At 49.7% G+C, this 19970-nt stretch carries 20 protein-coding genes and 1 pseudogene; 10 read left to right on the top strand and 11 right to left on the bottom strand.

The features are described 5' to 3' along the window. Nucleotides 1–186 precede the first annotated feature (186 nt). A complete protein-coding gene (locus tag ACYVB1_RS22000; RefSeq protein WP_460925974.1) occupies nt 187–792 on the top strand; it encodes a DUF3575 domain-containing protein in 606 nt (201 codons plus the stop codon). Nucleotides 793–957: 165 nt separating this feature from the next. Here the strand turns inward: ACYVB1_RS22000 and ribH are convergent, their stop codons facing one another. The 3 genes from ribH to pdhA form a co-directional block, all read right to left on the bottom strand. Then, nucleotides 958–1434, bottom strand: a complete 477-nt coding sequence (ribH, locus tag ACYVB1_RS21995; RefSeq protein ID WP_460925973.1) for a 6,7-dimethyl-8-ribityllumazine synthase — start codon at nt 1432–1434, stop codon at nt 958–960. A gap of 202 nt (nt 1435–1636) precedes the next feature. Beyond that, nucleotides 1637–2350 carry a tetratricopeptide repeat protein gene (locus ACYVB1_RS21990; RefSeq protein WP_460925972.1) on the bottom strand — a complete coding sequence of 238 codons (714 nt, stop codon included), beginning with the start codon at nt 2348–2350 and terminating at the stop codon, nt 1637–1639. Nucleotides 2351–2468: 118 nt separating this feature from the next. Then, nucleotides 2469–3515: a pyruvate dehydrogenase (acetyl-transferring) E1 component subunit alpha gene (gene pdhA / locus ACYVB1_RS21985; RefSeq protein WP_460925971.1), complete on the bottom strand. Its 1047-nt coding sequence runs from the start codon at nt 3513–3515 to the stop codon at nt 2469–2471. A gap of 138 nt (nt 3516–3653) precedes the next feature. Here pdhA and recF point away from each other — a divergent pair, with 138 nt between their 5' ends. The 5 genes from recF (at nt 3654) to ACYVB1_RS21960 (ending at nt 8307) form a co-directional block, all read left to right on the top strand. Continuing rightward, complete coding sequence (gene recF / locus ACYVB1_RS21980; protein ID WP_460925970.1) at nt 3654–4760, top strand: DNA replication/repair protein RecF; 1107 nt, start codon at nt 3654–3656, stop codon at nt 4758–4760. 44 nt (nt 4761–4804) lie between these two features. Further along, a complete protein-coding gene (locus ACYVB1_RS21975; protein WP_460925969.1) occupies nt 4805–5758 on the top strand; it encodes a COG2958 family protein in 954 nt (317 codons plus the stop codon). 30 nt (nt 5759–5788) lie between these two features. Next, nucleotides 5789–6112 (top strand): DciA family protein, encoded by a 324-nt coding sequence (locus tag ACYVB1_RS21970; protein ID WP_460925968.1) that lies wholly within the window; start codon nt 5789–5791, stop codon nt 6110–6112. A gap of 66 nt (nt 6113–6178) precedes the next feature. After that, on the top strand, nt 6179–6733 hold the full coding sequence (locus tag ACYVB1_RS21965) for an acyl-CoA thioesterase (protein WP_460925967.1): 555 nt from the start codon (nt 6179–6181) through the stop codon (nt 6731–6733). A 191-nt stretch (nt 6734–6924) separates the two neighbouring features. Beyond that, nucleotides 6925–8307: a M20/M25/M40 family metallo-hydrolase gene (locus tag ACYVB1_RS21960; RefSeq protein WP_460925966.1), complete on the top strand. Its 1383-nt coding sequence runs from the start codon at nt 6925–6927 to the stop codon at nt 8305–8307. 74 nt (nt 8308–8381) lie between these two features. Here the strand turns inward: ACYVB1_RS21960 and ACYVB1_RS21955 are convergent, their stop codons facing one another. The 4 genes from ACYVB1_RS21955 to ACYVB1_RS21940 all read right to left on the bottom strand — a co-directional run bounded on the left by ACYVB1_RS21955 (nt 8382) and on the right by ACYVB1_RS21940 (nt 10284). Further along, complete coding sequence (locus ACYVB1_RS21955; RefSeq protein ID WP_460925965.1) at nt 8382–8648, bottom strand: hypothetical protein; 267 nt, start codon at nt 8646–8648, stop codon at nt 8382–8384. 135 nt (nt 8649–8783) lie between these two features. After that, complete coding sequence (locus ACYVB1_RS21950; protein ID WP_460925964.1) at nt 8784–9506, bottom strand: head GIN domain-containing protein; 723 nt, start codon at nt 9504–9506, stop codon at nt 8784–8786. A gap of 214 nt (nt 9507–9720) precedes the next feature. Beyond that, complete coding sequence (locus tag ACYVB1_RS21945) at nt 9721–10098, bottom strand: hypothetical protein (protein WP_460925963.1); 378 nt, start codon at nt 10096–10098, stop codon at nt 9721–9723. A gap of 3 nt (nt 10099–10101) precedes the next feature. After that, nucleotides 10102–10284: a zinc-ribbon domain-containing protein gene (locus ACYVB1_RS21940; protein ID WP_460925962.1), complete on the bottom strand. Its 183-nt coding sequence runs from the start codon at nt 10282–10284 to the stop codon at nt 10102–10104. A gap of 171 nt (nt 10285–10455) precedes the next feature. Here ACYVB1_RS21940 and ACYVB1_RS21935 point away from each other — a divergent pair, with 171 nt between their 5' ends. From ACYVB1_RS21935 to ACYVB1_RS21925, 3 genes are read left to right on the top strand one after another with little or no spacing between them, the layout of a single operon-like run. Next, nucleotides 10456–11274, top strand: a complete 819-nt coding sequence (locus tag ACYVB1_RS21935; RefSeq protein ID WP_460925961.1) for an N-formylglutamate amidohydrolase — start codon at nt 10456–10458, stop codon at nt 11272–11274. 51 nt (nt 11275–11325) lie between these two features. After that, complete coding sequence (locus ACYVB1_RS21930) at nt 11326–13173, top strand: flavohemoglobin expression-modulating QEGLA motif protein (RefSeq protein WP_460925960.1); 1848 nt, start codon at nt 11326–11328, stop codon at nt 13171–13173. A gap of 48 nt (nt 13174–13221) precedes the next feature. After that, nucleotides 13222–14271: a glutathione synthetase gene (locus ACYVB1_RS21925; protein ID WP_460925959.1), complete on the top strand. Its 1050-nt coding sequence runs from the start codon at nt 13222–13224 to the stop codon at nt 14269–14271. Nucleotides 14272–15101: 830 nt separating this feature from the next. Here the strand turns inward: ACYVB1_RS21925 and ACYVB1_RS21920 are convergent. The 3 genes from ACYVB1_RS21920 to ACYVB1_RS21910 are packed head-to-tail and all read right to left on the bottom strand — an operon-like array spanning nt 15102 to nt 16955. Next, the gene (locus ACYVB1_RS21920) at nt 15102–15560 is read right to left on the bottom strand and encodes a hypothetical protein (RefSeq protein WP_460925958.1); all 459 of its coding nucleotides are present in this window, start codon (nt 15558–15560) and stop codon (nt 15102–15104) included. Nucleotides 15561–15583: 23 nt separating this feature from the next. Then, nucleotides 15584–16105, bottom strand: coding sequence for a hypothetical protein (locus tag ACYVB1_RS21915; protein ID WP_460925957.1), 522 nt, complete (start codon nt 16103–16105; stop codon nt 15584–15586). 19 nt (nt 16106–16124) lie between these two features. Then, nucleotides 16125–16955 carry an energy transducer TonB gene (locus ACYVB1_RS21910; RefSeq protein WP_460925956.1) on the bottom strand — a complete coding sequence of 277 codons (831 nt, stop codon included), beginning with the start codon at nt 16953–16955 and terminating at the stop codon, nt 16125–16127. Between the two features lie 184 nt (nt 16956–17139). Here ACYVB1_RS21910 and ACYVB1_RS21905 point away from each other — a divergent pair. Continuing rightward, nucleotides 17140–18996: pseudogene (locus tag ACYVB1_RS21905) on the top strand (ABC transporter ATP-binding protein). A 73-nt stretch (nt 18997–19069) separates the two neighbouring features. Here ACYVB1_RS21905 and ACYVB1_RS21900 read toward each other — a convergent pair. Continuing rightward, nucleotides 19070–19849, bottom strand: a complete 780-nt coding sequence (locus ACYVB1_RS21900) for a DUF2490 domain-containing protein (protein WP_460925955.1) — start codon at nt 19847–19849, stop codon at nt 19070–19072. Between the last annotated feature and the right edge of the window lie 121 nt (nt 19850–19970).

Below are 19970 nucleotides of genomic sequence, written 5' to 3'. Positions count from 1 at the left end.
CAAAAATAAGAGTAATATCCATACTTTGCTACCAGTCGTGACAAATAAAGGAATTTTATATTCTTTATAAGCACCTCACATTCTGCTGTATAATAACCGTGCCGGTTTTGCTGTTATTGGATCGAATGTTGCTGTTGGGCTTATTGCCGTTTCAGGCTTATATCCCGTTTTACAAAATTTACCTACATGAAAAAATTTACTCTTTTATCTGTTTTGTCGCTTCTGCTCGCTTTTGTGGCAGTGGCTCCTGCAAATGCCCAGCGCAGAACAACAGCACCAGCCAATAACCGCAGCACTGTGCTAAAAGTGAATGTGCTCAGCCCTTTTGTGCTCACGGCCTCAGGCTTTGTGGAGCATGCTTTTAGCCCCAGAATCAGTGCACAGCTAGGTGCTTATGCGACAGGCGCCAGCGTAAAGGATGTTGATTTTAAAGGCTATGGTTTTACGCCGGAAATACGTTACTACTTTGCAGAACAGGCTCCGGATGGGTTCTACCTTGCGGGCTATGGCCGCGTGCTGAACTACGAACTGACAGTGGAGGACAAAGAAAAAGGAGAAACCTATGAGGCAACCTACAAACCCATAGGGGCCGGTGTAGCCGCCGGTAATCAGTTTATCTTTAACAACGGCATTTCCTTGGACCTGTTCTTTGGAATAGGTGTTAACGGCGGCAGCCTTAATGTGAAGAAAGGCACGAACGAAGACTTTGACCGCGGCCTCATAGACAAATTAGGCATCTTAGGAAGCGGTGTCAGGTTCAGACCTGGAATAACCGTTGGCTATGCCTTCTAAGTTACCGGAAGCGCTTCAATAGAAGAGCCCCACTTCAAACCAGAGGTGGGGCTCTTCTATTTTAATGTTTCCTGTCCTGCACATTCACAGGTTCACCTGACTTAGCTTCCGCTGGTATTAGCTTGTAGTTCGCGCCAGCATTATGTCTTTACTGAGTAGTGCCTGCTAAAAGCTCAGCATCCGGATAGCCGCCGCTGCTGCCTCCACACCTTTGTTGCCGTGCTTGCCTCCAGCCCTGTCCAGCGCCTGCTCCAGCGTGTTAGTGGTAACCAGCCCGAAGGAAACGGGTTTGTTGTACTTCATGGATACATGCGTGATGCCCTGCGCTACAGCATTATTGATATAGTCGTCGTGCTTGGTGTCGCCTTTGATGACTACCCCGATGCAAATCACGGCATCCATCTCCTCCTGCTGCGCCAGGAATTGTGCTCCCAGCGTCAGTTCGAAACTACCGGGTACTGTGTTTACGAAGATGTTCTCTTTTTTGGCACCATGCTCCAGCAGTGTATCTATAGCGCCCTGGCAAAGGGTACCGGTAATATCGTCGTGCCACTCTGAAACCACAATTCCAAATGTCTTGTCAGAGATATCCTTCAGGTTTTCTTTGTTGTATTCACTCAGATTTTTTAGTGATGTCGCCATGCTGGTTATGTTTTTCGTTACTCGTTTTTCTTTACTCAATTCTTAACCGGAGCATCCGTTCGCTGCTTTCTACAAGTAATCAACGGAGCCTTGAAATGTATACGGAAAGCAGCAGCTATGCCGCCGTACAATAAAAAAGCGCTTCTGTCTGGCTAACCAGCTCAAAAGCGCTTTTTAATGATAGGCCTAAAGCCTGTATATACTATTTGTTGCCTCCTGCCAGCATTTCGGCACGGGCTTTATACTTCTTGGCGTCTGTTACTTCGGCAGATGCGGCAAAATCTTTGATGATTCTGTCGTACACCTCTGTTGCAGAGGCAAAGTTATTGTCTGCTTCGTAAGCAATACCGGCTTTCATCAGGTACTGTGGCGAAAAGTATTGGTTCTCGTTGTAGTTTGCTGCTTTCACATACATGCCAGCTGCATCGCTATTCTGACCCTGCTCCAGCAAAGCATCACCGGTTAAGCTATAGGCACGTGCCTGCATCAGGTAATCATCTGATTCAAACTCACGCAAACGCTCTGCAGCCTCTGCATACTGGCCTTGCTTCAGCAGTGCAACACCAGCATAAAAGTTAGCTAAGTTACCTGCATCTGTGCCACTGTACTCGTCTGCAATCTGCAGCAAGCCCTCATACTGGCCGTCGCCGTTCAGAGCCTTGTTCAGTGAGTCAGCCTCGAAATAATAGACTGCCTGGAACATGGCCTGCTGTGCCTCCTGGTTCTGTGTGCTTCGGTAGTTATAGTACAGGAAGCCACCAACAACAATAGCAGCAATAAGGGCGAAGACACCGAGTAGTTTTGACTTGTTTTTCTTTACGAAATCCTCTGAATGCGATAAACGATCTGCCAATGCATCCGGACTCTCAACCAGCTCCTCAAACTCGTTGTGCTTCTTAACTGTTTCTTTTGCCATTAGTAATGATGAAATAATAAATTCAAAATTAGGAATTAAAAATTGTTTTAGACAACATTCCTAATGCCTGAACATCAAAATAATAATTTTTAATTCCTGATTTCGAAATATTTATGCCTTAGTCCATGATATAAGGATAGTCTTTCTCTACATAGATGTCGGTGTAGAGTTCAGAAGGATCCGGATAAGGAGAGTCCTCGGCAAATTGTACTGCATCCGCCACACGCTCTTTGATTTTATCATCAATCGCGTCCAGCTCTTCTTCTGTTGCCCACTCATTCAGCAGGATAGTGGCTCTTACAGCCTCAATCGGGTCTTTGCCTTTGTAGTCTTCCAGCTCTTCTTTTGTTCTGTACTTAGCAGGGTCAGACATAGAGTGGCCTTTGTAGCGGTAAGTTCTGAACTCCAGCAGCGTTGGGCCTTCACCGGCACGCGCACGCTCAGCGGCTCGCGCTACAGCCTCGTGCACATCCTCCACGCTCATGGCGTTTACCGGCTCAGAAGGCATATCGTAGGCCTCGCCTAAGGTGTAAAGCTCTGTTACGTTAGACGTACGCTGCACGGAAGTACCCATGGCATACCCGTTGTTCTCAATCACGAAAATCACCGGCAGCTTCCAGGTCATGGCCATGTTCAGGGCCTCGTGGAAAGCTCCCTGGCGCACAGCACCGTCACCCATATAGGTAATGCACAGGTTGCCTGTTTTGTTGTATTTCTCAGCGAAAGCGATACCTGCACCAAGGGGAACCTGCGCTCCTACAATACCGTGGCCACCTATAAAGTTTACTTCTTTATCGAATATGTGCATGGAGCCACCTTTGCCTTTAGAACAGCCTGTTGCCTTTGCAAAAAGCTCCGCCATCACAGCGCCCGGGTCTGTACCCAAGCCCAGTGGGTGCGCGTGGTCACGGTAAGCTGTAATCCACTTGTCGTCTTTTGTCAGCGCACTGATAGCGCCGGCAGCACAGGCCTCCTGTCCGATATACAAGTGACAGAAGCCTTTGATCTTCTGCTGACCGTATAACTGACCTGCTTTTTCCTCGAAACGGCGCATGAGCTTCATTTGCTCAAACCACGTCATGTATGTTTCCTTTGAAAACTTTGGCTCAGCCTGTACCTTTGCTTTCGGTGCTTTTCCTTTTGCCTTTTCTTTCGTATCAGCCATAAGTGTTAGTCTATGCGTTATCTTGAATATCCGTTAGCTCCTCTTGAGCAGGTTTAACTATTTAAACTACGACAAATATAAGCCGCTAACGGAATTTAGCTTGCGAAATTAAGGAAAAAGATATCAAAGTAGAAACGAATGCTCCTCGAAAATCTAAGTTTGCTGTATTTCAAGAACTATGAGGAAGCTGCACTCAGCTTTTCGGAGCATATTAACTGCTTTATAGGCGATAACGGCAGCGGCAAAACCAACCTGCTGGACGCTATCCACTACCTCTCCATCACCAAAAGCGCCTTCCCGGGCACTGAGTTGCAGAGCATTAAACAGGGCGAAGACTTTTTTATGGTGAAGGGCCGCTTTGAGGTAGAAGGCGAAAAACACACCGTGCAGGTAAGCCTGAAGCAGGGGCAGAAAAAGACGGTGACGCACAACAAGGCCCTTTACGAGAAAATGAGCGACCACATCGGGCGCTTCCCGGTAGTACTCATCTCCCCCTACGATACCGACCTGATACGCGAGGGCAGCGAAGAACGGCGCAAGTACTTCGACAGCCTCATTTCACAACTGCACCACCCTTACCTGGAGCAGCTGATACAGTACAACTATATCCTGAAACAGCGCAACTCGCTACTCAAGCAGTTTGCTGAGCGCCACTACTTCGACCGCGACTACCTGCAGATTTTGAACGAGCAACTGGTGGCTCCGGGAGAGTTGCTGGCACAGGAGCGGCAGAAGTTCCTGGAGGAATTTGTTCCGGTTTTCCGGAAACACTACCGCCATATTTCCGACAGCAGCGAAGAAGTGGGCCTGACGTACAAAAGCCAGCTGCCTCACGCTGTATTCGGGCAACTACTGCAGCAGGCAGAGCGCAAGGACCTGGCGCTGCAGCGCACTACGGTAGGCCCACACAAAGATGATTTCGTTTTCCTGATGGACGGCAACCCGGTGAAAAGCTTCGGGTCGCAGGGACAGCAGAAAAGTTTTGTGATAGCTCTGAAGCTGGCACACTTTGAGGTAGTTGCCGAGCGGCAGCACCACAAGCCCCTCCTGCTGCTGGACGACATTTTTGACCGCCTCGACGAAAAGCGTATGACGCAGCTCATGCAGATGGTGGCCGCCCACACCTTCGGCCAGATTTTCCTGACAGACACACACCTCGATCGCACTGACAAAATTCTCTCCGGCCTCTCAGAAAGTATCCGTAGATTTGAGGTGAAGGAGGGGACGGTGAAGTTGATTGTTTAATTGCTGGATTGTTAAATTGTTGTTTTCGAGTATAAATTATCTCAATGACATTCTGGGACTTAATTGACAGAACTTTTGAACAGGTTAAAGCACCACTATCCCCTAAAGAAATTTGGGAAAGAGCAAATGATTTGGGAATATCTAAAGATTTCCAAACAACAGGAAAGACTCCTTGGGCTACAATTGGAGCCTATTTATATACAGATATCACACGAGCTGGAAACAATTCTAAATATGTTCAAATATCTGAGAGGCCAGCACAGTTCTTATTAAGAAGTTTAGCTGACAAAGTTGATGTTGAGAAAGCCGGAGAAAGAAAGGAAAAGGAGAAAGTCGAAGTTGAGCAAAAGGAAAGAAAGAAATACACTGAACGGGATTTACATCCTATTTTAGTTTCTTATGCGCAGGCTGACACACATTTTCGCGCGCACCTGAAGACCATCTTTCATGAGAACTCAAAGAAAGGAGTAAAAGGGCTAAATGAATGGTTGCACCCAGACTTAGTAGGTGTCTATTTCCCTTTTAACGAGTACCTAAAGGAAACAATAGATGTTCAAAAGCAACTCTCCTTGACGTCTGTTAAGATCTTTTCATTTGAACTGAAGGTCAATCTTAACTTTAGCAACCTTAGAGAATATTATTTCCAAGCTGTTTCAAATTCAAGCTGGGCTAACGAGGGGTATTTGGTTGCATTAAAGATCGATGATGATGCAACGTTATATGATGAAATCAGGAGATTGAATAATGCATTTGGCATAGGACTAATTCAATTAAACATTAAGAATGTTTATGAATCAGAAATCCTATTTCCTGCACGTGTAAACCCTGAGATTGATTGGGATACAGTAAACCGGCTTGCTAAGGAGAACTCAATGTTTAAAGACTTCTTAAGAGATCTTTCTGAAGATGTTAATATTGGAAAAGTAAAGAGTAAGTATGATGCCATCCTTGAACCAGAAGAGGTTGAAAAATATATAAAGTCTAAGCAGATAAGCTAGCCCTATTCACACATTCATTATTCCCAAAACGTGCGCTACTTTAAGAAGAAAGAGGAGATTGACAAGCGGAAGGCTGATATACAGCCTATTGGAGACAGCATTAAGTCGCTGATGCAGGCGTACCGGCTGCAGGGCAAACTCGACGAGGTGCATATTGTACAGAGCTGGGAGAAAATCATGGGTAAGCCCATTGCCATGAAAACACAGCAGCTGTTCTTCAAAGACCAGAAACTGTTTGTGCGCCTTACCTCTGCCCCGCTCAAACACGAGCTAAACATGTCGAAGAGCAAGGTAATCGAATTACTGAACCGCGAAGTGGGCGGCGACGCCGTAAAAGACGTGGTGTTCCTGTAAGCGCAACAGCTGCGGGCATAACAGAGTATAGCTTTTGTATATCCGATTACAGCTATACTACAACCTATGACCGCACCTGCTTTTCGCCCCGTATCCTATTCCCAAACCGTTCTGACGGAACTGATGATTCCGAGCTATGCCAACTTCGGCGGCAAAATCCACGGGGGCATCCTGCTCTCGCTCATGGACAAGGTAGCTTATGCCTGTGCCGCCAAGCATGCCGGCAACTACTGCGTTACCGTGTCCGTGGATGGCGTGAACTTCCTGCAGCCTGTGGAGGTAGGTGAGCTGGTGTCGCTGCTGGCTTCTGTGAACTATGTAGGCAACACCTCCTTAATGGTGGGTATAAAAGTGATTTCGGAGAACGTGAAATCTGGATTCGTGAAGCACACCAACACCTCTTACTTTACCATGGTGGCCAAAGGCGACGATGACAAACCGGCCCAGGTACCCGGGCTAAAGCTGGAAACGCGGGAAGATGCCCGCCGCTTCCTGGAAGCCATCAAACGCCGCGAACTCTCCCGCCGCTACCAGACAGAACTCGCCAATACCAAGACCATTATGATGGTAGAGGATGAACTGCACCTGCTGCAGGATGAGCGCTGCCAGATAGCTTTCTAGCCACGACCTCACTTTGCGAATAGTCCCTGCAAGCACCTGAAACGTAGAGATGCTGCATTTTGTGTTGTTGCCTGCGCAGTCACCAGGACGCACACAGGCCTAGGAGACAGTGTGAGGCCTGACGTTAAAACTCCCATTTCTCCTGATTCCTTTGTATCTTTAGGGTCTATCATTCTTACAATCAAACAAACATGACCTTTAAACCTAATCTAAAACGAGCGCTGGCGCCTGTATTGATGGCAGGCTTTTTCCTTAGCTCCCCCACCCTTAGCATAGCCCAGGAACCCGTACGCCAGGACGACGAAATAAAGCAAATGGTGAACCAGCTATCGGCCCAGAACCTGGAGCAGCTGGTACAAAAAATGGTAAGCTTCGGCACCCGCCACTCGCTTAGCACGACCACCAGCAAGAAAGAGGGCATTGGTGCTGCCCGCGAGTGGGTAAAATCTGAATTCGAGAAATACGCCCAGGCCTCTAACGGCCGCATGACGGTTGAAATGGACCGCTACATCGTGAAAGCCGACGGCCGCCGTATTCCGCAGGATGTGGAGATGGCCAACGTGATGGCTATTCTGAAAGGCACTGACCCGAACGACGACCGCGTGATTATTGTAGGCGGCCACCTCGACTCACGTGCCACGGATGTGATGGACGCTAAAAGCAAAGCGCCCGGCGCCAACGACGATGCTTCTGGTGTAGCCATTGTCATGGAAATGGCCCGGGTTATGGCGTCCAAGCAGTTCCCGGCAACACTGGTGTTCGTAGCCTTCCAGGGCGAGGAGCAGGGCTTGTACGGCTCCACTCACCTGGCAGAGCGTGCCAAAAAGGAAAACTGGAACCTGGTGGCCATGCTGAACAACGACATCGTAGGTAACTCCTTTTCAGCCGAAACAGGCTTGCATGACAACACCAGCGTGCGCGTATTCAGCGAAGGCGTACCTGCCAACGAAACAGAAGAGCAGGCGCGTTTGCGCAGAACACTGGGTGCTGAAAACGACAGCCCAAGCCGCAACCTGGCCCGCTACATGGAAAAAACGGGAGAGAAATATGTAGATCAGATTGATGTGGTACTCGTGAACCGCACTGACCGCTTCCTGCGTGGTGGTGACCACACCCCGTTTAACCGCAGTGGCTTTGCTGCTGTGCGCATGAGCGAAACCAATGAAGACTTCGACCATCAGCACCAGAATGTACGCAAAGAGAACGGAAAGCAGTACGGTGACCTGATAGAGTATATGGATTTTGAGTACCTGCGCAAGAACACAGGCGTGAACCTGGCTACCATGGCCAGCCTGGGTTGGGCACCTGCCGCTCCCGAGAAAGTGGGCGTACTTACCTCTGACCTCACAAACAAAACAGACCTGCAGTGGGAAGCCCCAAGCAAAGGCAAAAAGCCGGCAGGCTATTACGTGCTGATGCGTGAGACCAACAGCCCCACCTGGGAGAAGAAGTTCTTTGTGAAAGATACGAAAGCCACGTTGAACTACTCAAAAGACAACTACTTCTTTGCCGTGCAGTCAGTAGATAACGAAGGCCACGCCAGCCTTCCGGTGCTGCCAGTGCCGGTGCGCTAATTTTTTAGCTGCCTATAATAAAAAAGCGAAGCCGGTGCTAAACAGCACCGGCTTCGCTTTTTTATTGTTAAATGTTAGTCTCTGCTCACCAGCTTATTGAAGTTGCCGTTTGGGTCGTGCAGCAAAGCGAGGTTGCTGTTCTCGAACTCTTTGAAGAACTCCTCCCAACTCACTTCTTCAAAGCTGTCGTTGCTGTCGCTTTTGCCGGGGAAGTGGATACGGAGCAAACCTTCTCCGCTGCCATCGTTCTCAGTGCCTTTTATGATAGAGGGCTTGCCGCCATGCTGTTCCGCCCACTTCTTTATCTCGTTATGGTTTGTTGTTTTCTTAGCTTCGCTCATAGTTTTATAAGTTTATTCTGTTTACTGCTTTAGCTATACGGGCAGCCATTACCAAAGGATAAGCACACTTCAGGGCAAAAAAAAAGCAGCCTTATGTTAAGGCTGCTTTTTCGTAGGTTAGATTAGTACGGTATCTTATATTTTCGAAATCCTGGCTGCCGCAGATGTTTCGGAGGTAATGCTTGGGCTACCTTTATAAGCAACTGATGTGGCACCTGAGGCATTAATATCCAGCGACTCTGTCGCATGTACTCTTACTTTGCTGGCGCCACTGGCTTCCACTTTCACACGCTTGGCCTGTAAGTCAGCGGCCTCTACTTTGGAGGCTCCCGACATGTCCATGCTCAGCCTGTCGGCTCTTCCTACTAACTCTACTTTGCTGGCACCACTCATATCAGCATCCAGTTCGTTTGTGTTGATGTCCAGTATTACTTTAGAGGCCCCGCTCATGTCCAGCTTCAGCGCATCTGTTTTGATAGGAGATTTGCCTTCTACTTTTACCCCCCCGCTGATGTCGATACTGCTCAATTCTCTCAAGGTGATATAAGCTTTCATCCCCTTCTTAGTCGTTACACCATCTTCGTTGTAGATGTGCAGCACACCGTTGCGGACTTCTGTTTTAATGTTGTCCAGCAGGTTTTCATCCGCCTCCAGCCTCAGGCTCTTCTGGTTTCCCTGCGTTATCTCTACAGCAAAACCGCCGCTCACATTAATGCCCCTGAAGTTAGACACATTCCTGTCCTGGGTCTGAATGTTGCCGTTGCCACGCAATTGCTGCGCCATCAGCGGAGCATCTGTCAACATAAGTGCCATTACAAACACGATGAAAGAGGTGGCGTAAAATCTGATGAGGTTCATAGTTTTATGTGTATGGTGAATAATCTTTTCCGGTGCAAAAGGTGGCCTGTACAGCCCCTGAAGCAACTCTCTGACTAAAAGATGCATAATTCCGGAGAAGGTTGCTTTGGAGTGCGAAAAAATTTAAGAATTGACTCTGGCAGCTAATAAACTACCTGCAGCACCAGGAGGAACTGTTTAACACTCTGATACCAAAACTTTATAGATGGGAAATTTACCGCTCCACAGCGGCAGGAGCCTGAAGCGGCTTGTTCATCAACAGATGAAATGCAGTGGCTCCTACAACATAGGCTGCTATATCCAACACGTCGGCAGTATAGAGGGGCTTGTAAAGCGGCAGGAGCAGCTCAAAGCAAATACTAAAAGCCGCCACCGCAAAAGCAATATGCCTCACAGGAATTACCAAACGCTGATCCTGGAAATACCCCCGCTGCACAGCCAGTATCAGGCCGAGGGTCAGCGGCATGCACAGCAGGTCGTCGAGGTAAGCGTACAGCGGCCACACGTAAACCTGTGCCAGTTCCAATGCCCGGTTCAGGCAGAAAAGGAAAAAGCAGGTCAGGAACAAGGGGTGCAGCAGGGACCTCACCATGGGTTATAAAGCCACCAGGAATACCCCCAGCATGATGCTGCCCAGAATAATCAGGAAGATTTCGGTAGGGGTAAGTTCTTTTATCCACTTTTGCTTATACCTCCTGCCCCCCAATATCTGGCCACAGTTAGGGCAGGTTTTGGTTTTGATGGGTACTATCTCACCACAGTTGGGGCAAGTTTTCATTTTCTTCTCTTTAGGAGCATCCATGGCAGCAGGGTATGTTGTAAAAGTAAACTAGCTTTCTATGTTTACTATACTGGCTTACGTATTTCAGGTTTGATCGCAATTGCAACCTGGCCACCCTACATAACCTTCAGCTGCCTTAGAGGGTACATTCTTAGCAAACAAAAGGCTATGACTGAATCAACAGAAAACAACGCATACTACACGATAAAGCGAGGCAGCAGCCCTTTAGTAGCTACTGCCATCCACAGCGGAAGCAACGTACGCCAGAACATCAGCAACCTCTTTGCACTGGCGGCGGCAGAACGGCACCGGGAAGAGGACCCCTTCACCGACGAGTGGGTTGTAGTGGCGGATAACCAGATAATCGGCCATAACTCCCGCTTTGAACTGGACCTGAACCGCCCGCCTGAAAAAGCCATATACCGTGAGCCCGAAGATGCCTGGGGCCTGCACGTCTGGAAAGACGGGCTCCCGGATGAGCTGGCCAGTGAGTCGATGGACCGCTACGACCAGTTTTATGCAGACGTAAAGCAGGTGCTGACCCGGATTCAGGAACAGCACGACTGCTTTGTGGTATATGATTTACATACCTACAACCACAAGCGCGAGGGAGCCCATGGCCCGGAGGCTGACCCCGAAAAAAACCCGGAAGTGAACATTGGCACCGGTAACATGGACCGCAAGAAGTGGGCTCCGGTGGTAGATGCCTTTATGCATACCCTGAGCAACTACAACTACAGAGGGCGCCACCTGGATGTGCGCGAGAACGTGAAGTTTGAAGGGGGCCACTTTATGCGCTGGATTCACGATACCTTCGGCGACAAGGCCTGTGTGATGAGCATCGAGTTCAAAAAGTTCTTTATGGACGAATGGACAGGAGAGCCTGACAGAGAACAGGTGCAGGAGATCCGCAAGGCGCTGGAGCAAACAACTAGGCCCGTGCTGGAGGCGCTCGCGAAAGTATGCCCGCCTGAAGCAGGCAAATAAGAGGCTATACCCCACGGGCCGCACCCGGCCTTTTCACAGAAAACCAACAGCATGATTGAAGAAATAACCGACGACTTTATAAAGAAAATAAGCCGTAGCCTGAAGCGCGGCAAACAGGTGCGCCGGAGGCTGCCACAGGGCGGACTGGTGTACATCGACAGGCCACTGCCCTTCCTGGTGCTGTTCCGCCACCCGGCCGGAAAGCCCGACCATGCCACCGCCGACTTTGTGAAAGCAACCGCCGCGTACATTATTTCGCATGAGGAGCAGACACCCCGGCTGCAGGAACTGATCCGGGCCATAGCCAGCGCCATGGCCGACGAGTTTGGCGCTTTCATGATACTGGAACTGATGGCAGCCCCTTCAGATGATTCGGCAGCCCCTATGTTCCGGGTGCTGGGGCCGGAGAAACAGCTGCCTGCCACCATCAGCACCCTTAAGAAAGAACTGCAAAACATTAAAATCAGCGACCTCCGCACAAACGTGGAGACGGCCTCTAACAAGCCACTGCTGGAAGGCCCCCTGCGCCTGATACCGGAGGAGGAGCTGAAAAAGCAAAGTTACCTGATGCTCGGGCTACAGCTGAAGCCCGTTTACTGCGACAGCGCAACAGGAAAGGCATACCCCCTGCTGTTGCGCACCATCCGTGAGAAGCTCTCCAACGCCATCAAGAAAACGGTGTATGACTTTGTATCGGTGCAAACAAAACACAAGCCTGTCCATTTCCAGGAACTGGGGCGGCAGAGTGTAAACCCGGTGGTGTGGCGCATTGATAAGCAGCTTACCAGCATCAGCGACCAGTTCCCGTTTCTGCTGCTCGTAACGCCCGTCAACCATATCGAGGCCTGGGAGGATTTTAAAAAAACCAAATTTAAAAAAGCACCACAGCTCCATTACCGCCTGATGCCTGTGGACGTGGATCGGCTGAAGCGCAAGCTCTACAACATCTCCATCGAGAAAGTAGACGATCCCACCCTGGCCTACCTGTTCCGGGACAAGCGCCATGAACTGGACAAGATGCTGACCATGCTGGCCGACCGCAACACCCCGGATTTTATGTACAGCAGCATGCAGGTGTTTGGCGGCGTAGACGAGCAGCTGCTGAAAATTGCCGAAGGCATTCTGGCCGCCGTACCGGAACCAACCCGCGAGACAAATACCGATATCATGCCTGTTGCTGAATTCGCCGCGCTGGCGGAGCAGGAGATAGCCTTCCTGAAAAAGCAGCATCCGGGAGTAAACTCCGGTGTTTTGATACGGGATGACGTGGCAGGGCTGCTGGTCTCTAAAGGAAAGCTGAACATCGGCTCCGACTATATCATACCGCGCCACCGGGCCGAGGCACTGATACAGCATGAGGTGGGCACGCACGTGCTGACGTACTATAACGGAAAGGCGCAGCCGCTGAAGCAGCTGTACGTGGGCAGCCCGGGTTACGAAGAGTTGCAGGAAGGGCTGGCCGTGCTGAGCGAGTACCTGGTAGGTGGCCTCGACCAGGACCGGATGCGCATCCTGGCGGCCCGTGTGGTGGCCGTTTACCACCTCACCAAAGGCTCCACTTTTTCTGAAAGCTTCTGGCGCCTGAAAGACGACTATCATTTTGACGACGACACGGCTTTTGACATCACCCTGCGGGTACACCGTGGGGGCGGCCTCACCAAAGATGCCGTATACCTGCGCGGCCTCGTGCACCTGCTCGACTACCTGAAGCAGGGGCACGAGCTGGAGCCGCTCCTCATCGGTAAAATCCGGCAGGACTACATCCCGATTGTGCAGGAGCTGATTTACCGCCAGGTGCTGCGGCCGGTGCCTATCAAACCCCGCTACCTCCTCGACCCTGCCATCAAACCAAAGCTGGAACAACTAAAAGCGGGCATTTCAGTATTTAACCTACTGTGAAATCAGTTTCCAGTAGGTTAAACCCGTTATAATTCGCACCCGAATAAGATGAATATAGGATTCGTAGTAAACGACGTAAGTACTGAAAAAGCCAACTACAGCACCATTTTCCTGGCGCAGCGCATGCACAACAAAGGGCACAACGTGTACCTGATGGGCGTGGGTGACCTGGCTTATTACCCCGACGGCTATATGGGCGCCACGGCCACGCAAGCCGACCCTAAGCACAAGTACAAATCCTGTACTACTTACCTGGAGGCTGTACAAAGCGAAAAAGCAAATAAAGTACGCGTGACAGCCCCGGACCTGGACGTGCTCATGCTCCGCAACGACCCATCAGCAGAGCCGGAAGGCCGCACCTGGGCCCAGAACGCAGGCATCATTTTCGGTCAGCTGGCCATGCGCCATGGCGTTATTGTGCTCAACGACCCGACTTCTCTCTCTGATGCAGTGAACAAGATGTACTTCCAGCATTTCCCGGAAGCCGTAAGGCCGCGCACGCTTATTACGCGCGACAAAAGCGAGATAAAGGAGTTTTTCAACGAACAGCAAAACAACATCATCCTCAAGCCACTACAGGGCTCCGGTGGTTCCGGCGTGTTTATGGTAAAGAAAGAAGACGCCACAAACCTGAACCAGATTGTAGAGGCCATTAGCCGCGACGGCTACGTAATTGCGCAGGAATACCTGCCTGAGGCCACAGAAGGCGACGTACGCCTGCTGGTAATGAATGGTGAAGCACTGCAGCACAAAGGAAAGTATTGCGCCATACGCCGGGTAGGCAGCAAAGACGACATCCGCAGTAACCTGCATGCCGGCGGCTCTACCCAGGCAGCAAAGGTAACGCAAACCATGCTGGACCTGGTGGAACTCGTAAGGCCCAAACTCATACAGGACGGCATGTTCCTGGTAGGGCTCGATATTGTGGGCAATAAGCTGATGGAGATAAATGTATTCAGCCCGGGAGGCCTGTTCGATGCCTCTGAAATGGAGGGCGTGGATTTTTCAGAACCTATGATTGCTGCGCTGGAACGAAAGGTGCATTATAAAAACACCTATGGTGTGCAGATAAACAACAAAACCGTAGCGATGATTTAGAATTACATAATCGCAGAATTTCAGGCAGAAGGCTAAGCTGAACAGGAGAAAATCTTTTGGGGCTTAGCCTTTTTTATGAAGCAGCAACACTGGCATTCGTGAACACCACTTAGGGAAAATCAGCTATGGGAGTAGGAAGTGTAGCACCACTTACCTGGCAGGCAGCACAAAACTAAAGTACTCCAAAAAATAACCTGAAGCACTAATCCGCTAATAGTAAAATAGTTAGATTAAATACTGGCATGCAGCACAAAATATTTTAGGTTTTACTTTCTAATGCGAAAACAAAAACCTAATTTTGCACCCGATTTAAGAGGAAGGCGTAATTCCGGAAGGCTAATATAAACAGGAATTAAGGAACGTACAAACGTAGCCTGTGTTATTTTTATTTTTTTCAATGATACTGTAAAACATTACATAATTGAAAATCATGGAAATCCCTCTTCTGCTCCAGAAATGAAGTTTATAGACAAAAAATAAGGTTAGTTAAAGTTTAGATTAGTTTGTTTTAAGGTGAGAGAAAGCCCCGGTTATATAGCTGGGGCTTTTCTCGTTTATATCTCTTTCCCACACATCGCCTCCTCCTGAGTTCTAATAAAACAGCTGATATAGCTAACTGCCTTCTCCCCAGCTTGAGACTGATGCTGAATTTCACTTTTCAGAGACGGTAACGACTACGATATCTGAACCGAATTTATCCTGTGTTTAAACTCTCGACCTCAGGAGGGTTAACCTGCCATAGTATTCTGAAACTGAAAAACTCCTCAGCTTAATGTTACGGCTGTGCCTTTTCGCACTGCCAACCCTTGACTGGCCTAAGCAGAAGTTAGTTACAGCTTCGGCTCCACTACAAGCCAGGTGATAAGCACAGCTAATGGCAGGAGAGTAAACAGGATCTTCAGAAAGAGGCCCGGGCTTCTGGTGCCCGCCTGCCAGGAACCGCTGCCAAAGGTATAGCGCAAGCTAATGATGAGGCTAATCAGCACGAATCCGGAGATTACCGCATGCACTATTGTTACAATTTGCGTGATACTGGTTTCCAGGTCAGCTATCCTCATCCAGGCGTTCACTACCCAGGGCAGCATGGCGAGCAGGCCCAGCAGCGCCAGCAAAGCGCCTGCTCTTTCCTTGAAAAAGGTTATCCAGGAAGCCAGGCCGAACAAAGCCATGGCCGCTACCAACGCAGCATTAGAGTAAGTGGAATGAGGCACGGATGCATAGCCCCTAAAGAAAAGAATGACCGTGGCAACGGCAAAACCAGTCAGGAAGTACAGCAGGTATCTCGTCATAAAGATACCATACTGTAAAAAGGCTATTTCAGATATTTTTTAGGAATGGGAGTCTTCTGAGTTTCAGGTGTAAAGAGCAGGCTGGCAATCCACCAGCGCCCCTGGTCGTACACCAGCTGATACGTATTCACACCCCGGTCCTGCACCTTTCCCATTGGGCTGCCAGTGCGGGTTTCGTACGTTTGAAATGCAGTGGCCAGGTTTCCGAATCGCTCCACGCGCAGTGCCAGCTGGCTCTCGTAAAAACCCAGCTCCACATAGGCCGGTCCGTTGCGTTCTGCAAACTTTTCTGCCGTGGTAAGGCGCACAAAGCTGCTGTCGCCTTTATAGAACACGCCCCCCATCTGCGCACCCGGCAGGAACAATGCTTTGAATGCCTCCATGTCCCGCTGCTGCCCTTTTGGGCCGGAGATGATTTTCAGCCCTGCCGCTGTAATGGCTTCTACACTTACCACGTCTTCTTTAGCAGGAACACTTTTTTGCTGCGCCTGAACACTGAAGGAAGTGCTGCAAGTAAGTATCAGCGCGAAAAAAAGCTTTTTCATATTAGTAAGTTAATTGCCTTTACATGAATGAGTACCTTATTGGCAGGTAGTAGCGCACATCAACAGGCTTTCCCTCCTGCAGGCCCGGCTTCCAGGCAGGCATGCTGTTGAGGACACGCAGTGCCTCTGCATCCCCCTCCGGATGAAGCGCTTTAACAACTTCTGCCTCACCAAAGCTTCCGTCTTTTTTAACTACAAAAGAAATAATAACCAGCCCTTTTACCTTTTCCTTGCGCATGCTCTTAGGGTACTTAATGTTTCTTGCAAGCCAGTTTAACATCTTGTACTCACCACCAGGAAACTCAGGCATCTGCTCCATTGGGAAAAAACCAATCTCTCCGCCTGCTTCATCATACAGCTTCCCGGAAACCATTTTCCCGCCGTCGTACACTTCCACTCTGCGAATATCTCCTGTTTCATAATAGGCGATAAGCGTATCCTGCGGTAAGCCGTTCCTGTACTTTCTCCTGTAAGCGAGCTTTCCACTCTCGTACCAGGCTACGTATTCTCCTGAAAGCTCCTGGTTACTGTAAGCTGCCTGCAACTTTAAGCTTCCGTTTTTATGCCACTCGTAGTAAGGGCCATCTAAGATACCCTGCCCATACTCCCCTCCGTCTATGTCGCTGTAAGTAAACAGCCGCACTTTAGAACTATCCTCCATAAGGAAACGTGTCTGTGTGCCCCCTCCTGACGCATTCTCTTCCTGAACTTCAAAGTAGTGCGCTTCCGGAGCCGGCACTTGTTTCACCCCGCTTTTGCTAAAGTATTTCACCACGTGCTGTTGTGCCTCTGCAGAAGCCCCTGCTAAAAACAGGAATACCAAAAGCGCAGCCACTTTAAGATTTCTCATCCTTCACTTAGTATGTAAGTAGTATTTGTGCTGCTAAATATAGTATGATTTGTGCTACCAGAAGCTGAAATTGCTTAAGTAAATCATAACGGATTTTATGATCCATAGACTCTGGCTACCAAACATAAACGGCTGACGCCTGTATAGGAATAACAGAGGTTATGAAGGCATCAAGAGAGAATATATGAGCAAGGCGACAAAAGGGACAAGAGCTGCTGCCGGCAAAACCGATACCGAAAAGAAAAGCTTCCGGGAGCAACTGGGGGCGCTGAAGAACTTACCTAAATTTTTCCGGCTGATCTGGGACACCAGCAAGCGCATGACCATTGCCAACCTGGTACTGCGACTCATCAAGTCGGCACTGCCTGTTACAATGCTGTATGTGGGCAAGCTGATTATTGATGAAGTGATCCGGCTGATAGATGTAGCAGGCGAACGCGACCTGAGTTACCTGTGGCTGCTGGTGGCGCTGGAGCTGGGCCTTGCCGTAGTATCTGATTTGATAAACCGGGGCATTACGCTAATGGATAGTCTCCTGGGCGACCTGTTCTCCAACCGCACCTCTGTGGCCCTGATAGAGCATGCCGCCACCCTGGACCTGGCGCAGTTCGAAGATGCCACCTTTTACGATAAGCTGGAACGGGCCCGGCGGCAAACAGTATCGCGGGTGGTGCTAATGTCGCAGGTGCTCTCACAATTGCAGGACATTGTCACCATTGCTTTTCTGGCGGCTGGTCTGATCGCCTTTAACCCCTGGCTCCTCCTGATTTTGCTGATTGCCGTGGTGCCTTCCTTTTTAGGAGAAAGCCACTTCAACGAACGCACCTACTCCCTTTCCCGCTCCTAGACCCCTGAGCGCCGCGAACTGGACTACCTGCGCTATATAGGGGCCTCTGACGAAACAGCCAAGGAAATCAAGACATTCAACCTCTCCGGCTTCCTGGCGGGGCGCTTCAGAGAACTTTCAGACAGGTATTACAACCTGAACAAAAGCATTACCGTGAAGCGGGCGGTCTGGGGAAGTGCCCTTTCCGCTATCGGCACCCTTGCTTATTATGGTGCCTATGTCTTCATCTTGTTCGAAACAGTGATGGGCGTGATTACAGTAGGTAGCCTTACATTCCTGGCGGGTTCTTTCAGCAGCATGCGCAGCCTTCTGCAAGGCATCATGACGCGCTTCTCCCAGATTGCGGAGAGTGCCTTGTACCTGCAGGACCTCTTCGACTTTCTGGAGCTGAAACCGCAGATAAAGCCTCCCGCCAATCCGCTGCCTTTGCCGCGCCCCATTCAGCATGGTTTTACGTTCGAGAACGTGGGCTTCAAGTATCACAACAGCGAGCGCTGGGCAGTGCGCCACCTTTCTTTTCACCTGCATGCGGGCGAAAAGCTGGCATTAGTTGGTGAAAACGGGGCAGGCAAAACAACGCTTGTCAAGCTGCTGGCAAGGCTGTATGAGCCTTCTGAGGGTCGTATCCTTTTGGATGGAATAGACCTCCGCGACTATGACCTGGCTGATTTGCGCCACCAGGTGGGCATCATTTTCCAGGATTATGTGCGCTTTCAGATGACAGCCTCCGACAACATTGCCATCGGCCTAATCAGCAACATCGCCGACAAAGAGCGGATACAGGGATCTGCCCAGAAAAGCCTGGCTGACCTTGTGATTCAGCGGCTGCCGGACAAGTATGAGCAGGTACTGGGTAAGCGCTTTAACACGGGAGTAGAGCTGTCGGGGGGCGAGTGGCAGAAAGTAGCCCTGGCCCGTGCCTATATGCGAGATGCGCAGCTGCTGATACTGGATGAACCTACCTCAGCCCTGGATGCCCGCGCCGAGCACGAGGTGTTCCTGCGCTTTTCAGAACTGATAGAAGGACGGACTGCCGTGCTTATCTCCCACCGCTTCTCCACGGTCCGCATGGCCGACCGTATTTTGTTCCTGAAGCAGGGCCAGCTAAAAGAGCTGGGCTCGCATGAAGAACTGCTGGCTCAGAACGGAAAGTACGCCGAACTGTTCCTGTTGCAGGCCAAAGGATATTTGTAAGTTAAAAAGCTGGGGAGTTAGAGGATTAAAAAGTATGGAAAGTGACAGATGGTACTGAATGAGGAGAGGCTTATTACTGTTTTATATCCTCCGGATTCGCATGCACCTTCTTCTTGAGGTCTATCTTGTGGTGAACACTAAAGCTGATGATGTCCCGGCTGAAGTACTGGTTTCCTGATGCCCGCTGCTGATACCATTTCAGATAGCCCGCCTCAACGGCTACATTTTTAACAACCGTATAATTAAGCCCTGCATAGAGCCTGTTCTGGTCAAACCGGTTGTAAGTGATTCTCTCACCGGCGTTTATATGCACTTCGTTGTTTACCTTTACTTTTAACGGCATCTGATGAATGCTGGCCACCTGGTACTCTAAGCCAAGCCGATACCTGAAACGATAATTTGAGGTGTATCCATCCGCCAGTTCTCCGTCTGCTGTATTCCTGAAAAACCGCTTTTCAATCCTGTAACGGTGCCCGACAGTAAGTTTATCAAGCGTTTGCTTGTAATCGACCTGGATGTGTGGCCGAAGTTCGGGCACTGCAAGCTTGTTTGCTGCATCTGGTAGCTGCGGGCTTTGCAGGAAGTATGTGAAGCCTCCCGAAGCACTCCAGCCTTTGCCCAGTGAATAGTGCAGGTGGCTACGAGCCACGAACTGGTGCTGCGCATCAGGGTTTCTGAACCGCCTTTCATGGACCTCTGTAACTAAGGACCATTTTGGGCTAAACTCCAGCGTGTTGTTGTAAGCGTACCAAACCAACTGCTGCTGTATTACCTGCTTGCCCGCGCTTTGGGCATACAGAGATGTGGCAGAAAACAACCCTACAATTGCAAGAAATATACTACGTGTATTCATATAGTGTCTCCACTTTACATGGAGATATAATAAATTATCTTGTGTCGCTGCACTTCACCTGCAGACAAAAGAACAAAAGTATATGTTCCTGCTACATAATGTTGAAAGAGCTGGCTTTATA

The organism is Pontibacter brevis (genome assembly GCF_054779655.1).
Note: the sequence above shows the minus strand (reverse complement) of the source record. Positions and strands in the feature narration are given on the sequence as shown.

What these genes read in the sequence shown, in the direction of transcription:
- ACYVB1_RS22000 (WP_460925974.1), top strand. Translation starts at nt 187, where the DNA reads ATGAAAAAATTTACTCTTTTATCTGTTTTGTCGCTTCTGCTCGCTTTT.
- ribH (WP_460925973.1), bottom strand. Translation starts at nt 1,434, where the DNA reads ATGGCGACATCACTAAAAAATCTGAGTGAATACAACAAAGAAAACCTG.
- ACYVB1_RS21990 (WP_460925972.1), bottom strand. Translation starts at nt 2,350, where the DNA reads ATGGCAAAAGAAACAGTTAAGAAGCACAACGAGTTTGAGGAGCTGGTT.
- pdhA (WP_460925971.1), bottom strand. Translation starts at nt 3,515, where the DNA reads ATGGCTGATACGAAAGAAAAGGCAAAAGGAAAAGCACCGAAAGCAAAG.
- recF (WP_460925970.1), top strand. Translation starts at nt 3,654, where the DNA reads ATGCTCCTCGAAAATCTAAGTTTGCTGTATTTCAAGAACTATGAGGAA.
- ACYVB1_RS21975 (WP_460925969.1), top strand. Translation starts at nt 4,805, where the DNA reads ATGACATTCTGGGACTTAATTGACAGAACTTTTGAACAGGTTAAAGCA.
- ACYVB1_RS21965 (WP_460925967.1), top strand. Translation starts at nt 6,179, where the DNA reads ATGACCGCACCTGCTTTTCGCCCCGTATCCTATTCCCAAACCGTTCTG.
- ACYVB1_RS21960 (WP_460925966.1), top strand. Translation starts at nt 6,925, where the DNA reads ATGACCTTTAAACCTAATCTAAAACGAGCGCTGGCGCCTGTATTGATG.
- ACYVB1_RS21955 (WP_460925965.1), bottom strand. Translation starts at nt 8,648, where the DNA reads ATGAGCGAAGCTAAGAAAACAACAAACCATAACGAGATAAAGAAGTGG.
- ACYVB1_RS21950 (WP_460925964.1), bottom strand. Translation starts at nt 9,506, where the DNA reads ATGAACCTCATCAGATTTTACGCCACCTCTTTCATCGTGTTTGTAATG.
- ACYVB1_RS21945 (WP_460925963.1), bottom strand. Translation starts at nt 10,098, where the DNA reads ATGGTGAGGTCCCTGCTGCACCCCTTGTTCCTGACCTGCTTTTTCCTT.
- ACYVB1_RS21940 (WP_460925962.1), bottom strand. Translation starts at nt 10,284, where the DNA reads ATGAAAACTTGCCCCAACTGTGGTGAGATAGTACCCATCAAAACCAAA.
- ACYVB1_RS21935 (WP_460925961.1), top strand. Translation starts at nt 10,456, where the DNA reads ATGACTGAATCAACAGAAAACAACGCATACTACACGATAAAGCGAGGC.
- ACYVB1_RS21930 (WP_460925960.1), top strand. Translation starts at nt 11,326, where the DNA reads ATGATTGAAGAAATAACCGACGACTTTATAAAGAAAATAAGCCGTAGC.
- ACYVB1_RS21925 (WP_460925959.1), top strand. Translation starts at nt 13,222, where the DNA reads ATGAATATAGGATTCGTAGTAAACGACGTAAGTACTGAAAAAGCCAAC.
- ACYVB1_RS21920 (WP_460925958.1), bottom strand. Translation starts at nt 15,560, where the DNA reads ATGACGAGATACCTGCTGTACTTCCTGACTGGTTTTGCCGTTGCCACG.
- ACYVB1_RS21915 (WP_460925957.1), bottom strand. Translation starts at nt 16,105, where the DNA reads ATGAAAAAGCTTTTTTTCGCGCTGATACTTACTTGCAGCACTTCCTTC.
- ACYVB1_RS21910 (WP_460925956.1), bottom strand. Translation starts at nt 16,955, where the DNA reads ATGAGAAATCTTAAAGTGGCTGCGCTTTTGGTATTCCTGTTTTTAGCA.
- ACYVB1_RS21900 (WP_460925955.1), bottom strand. Translation starts at nt 19,849, where the DNA reads ATGAATACACGTAGTATATTTCTTGCAATTGTAGGGTTGTTTTCTGCC.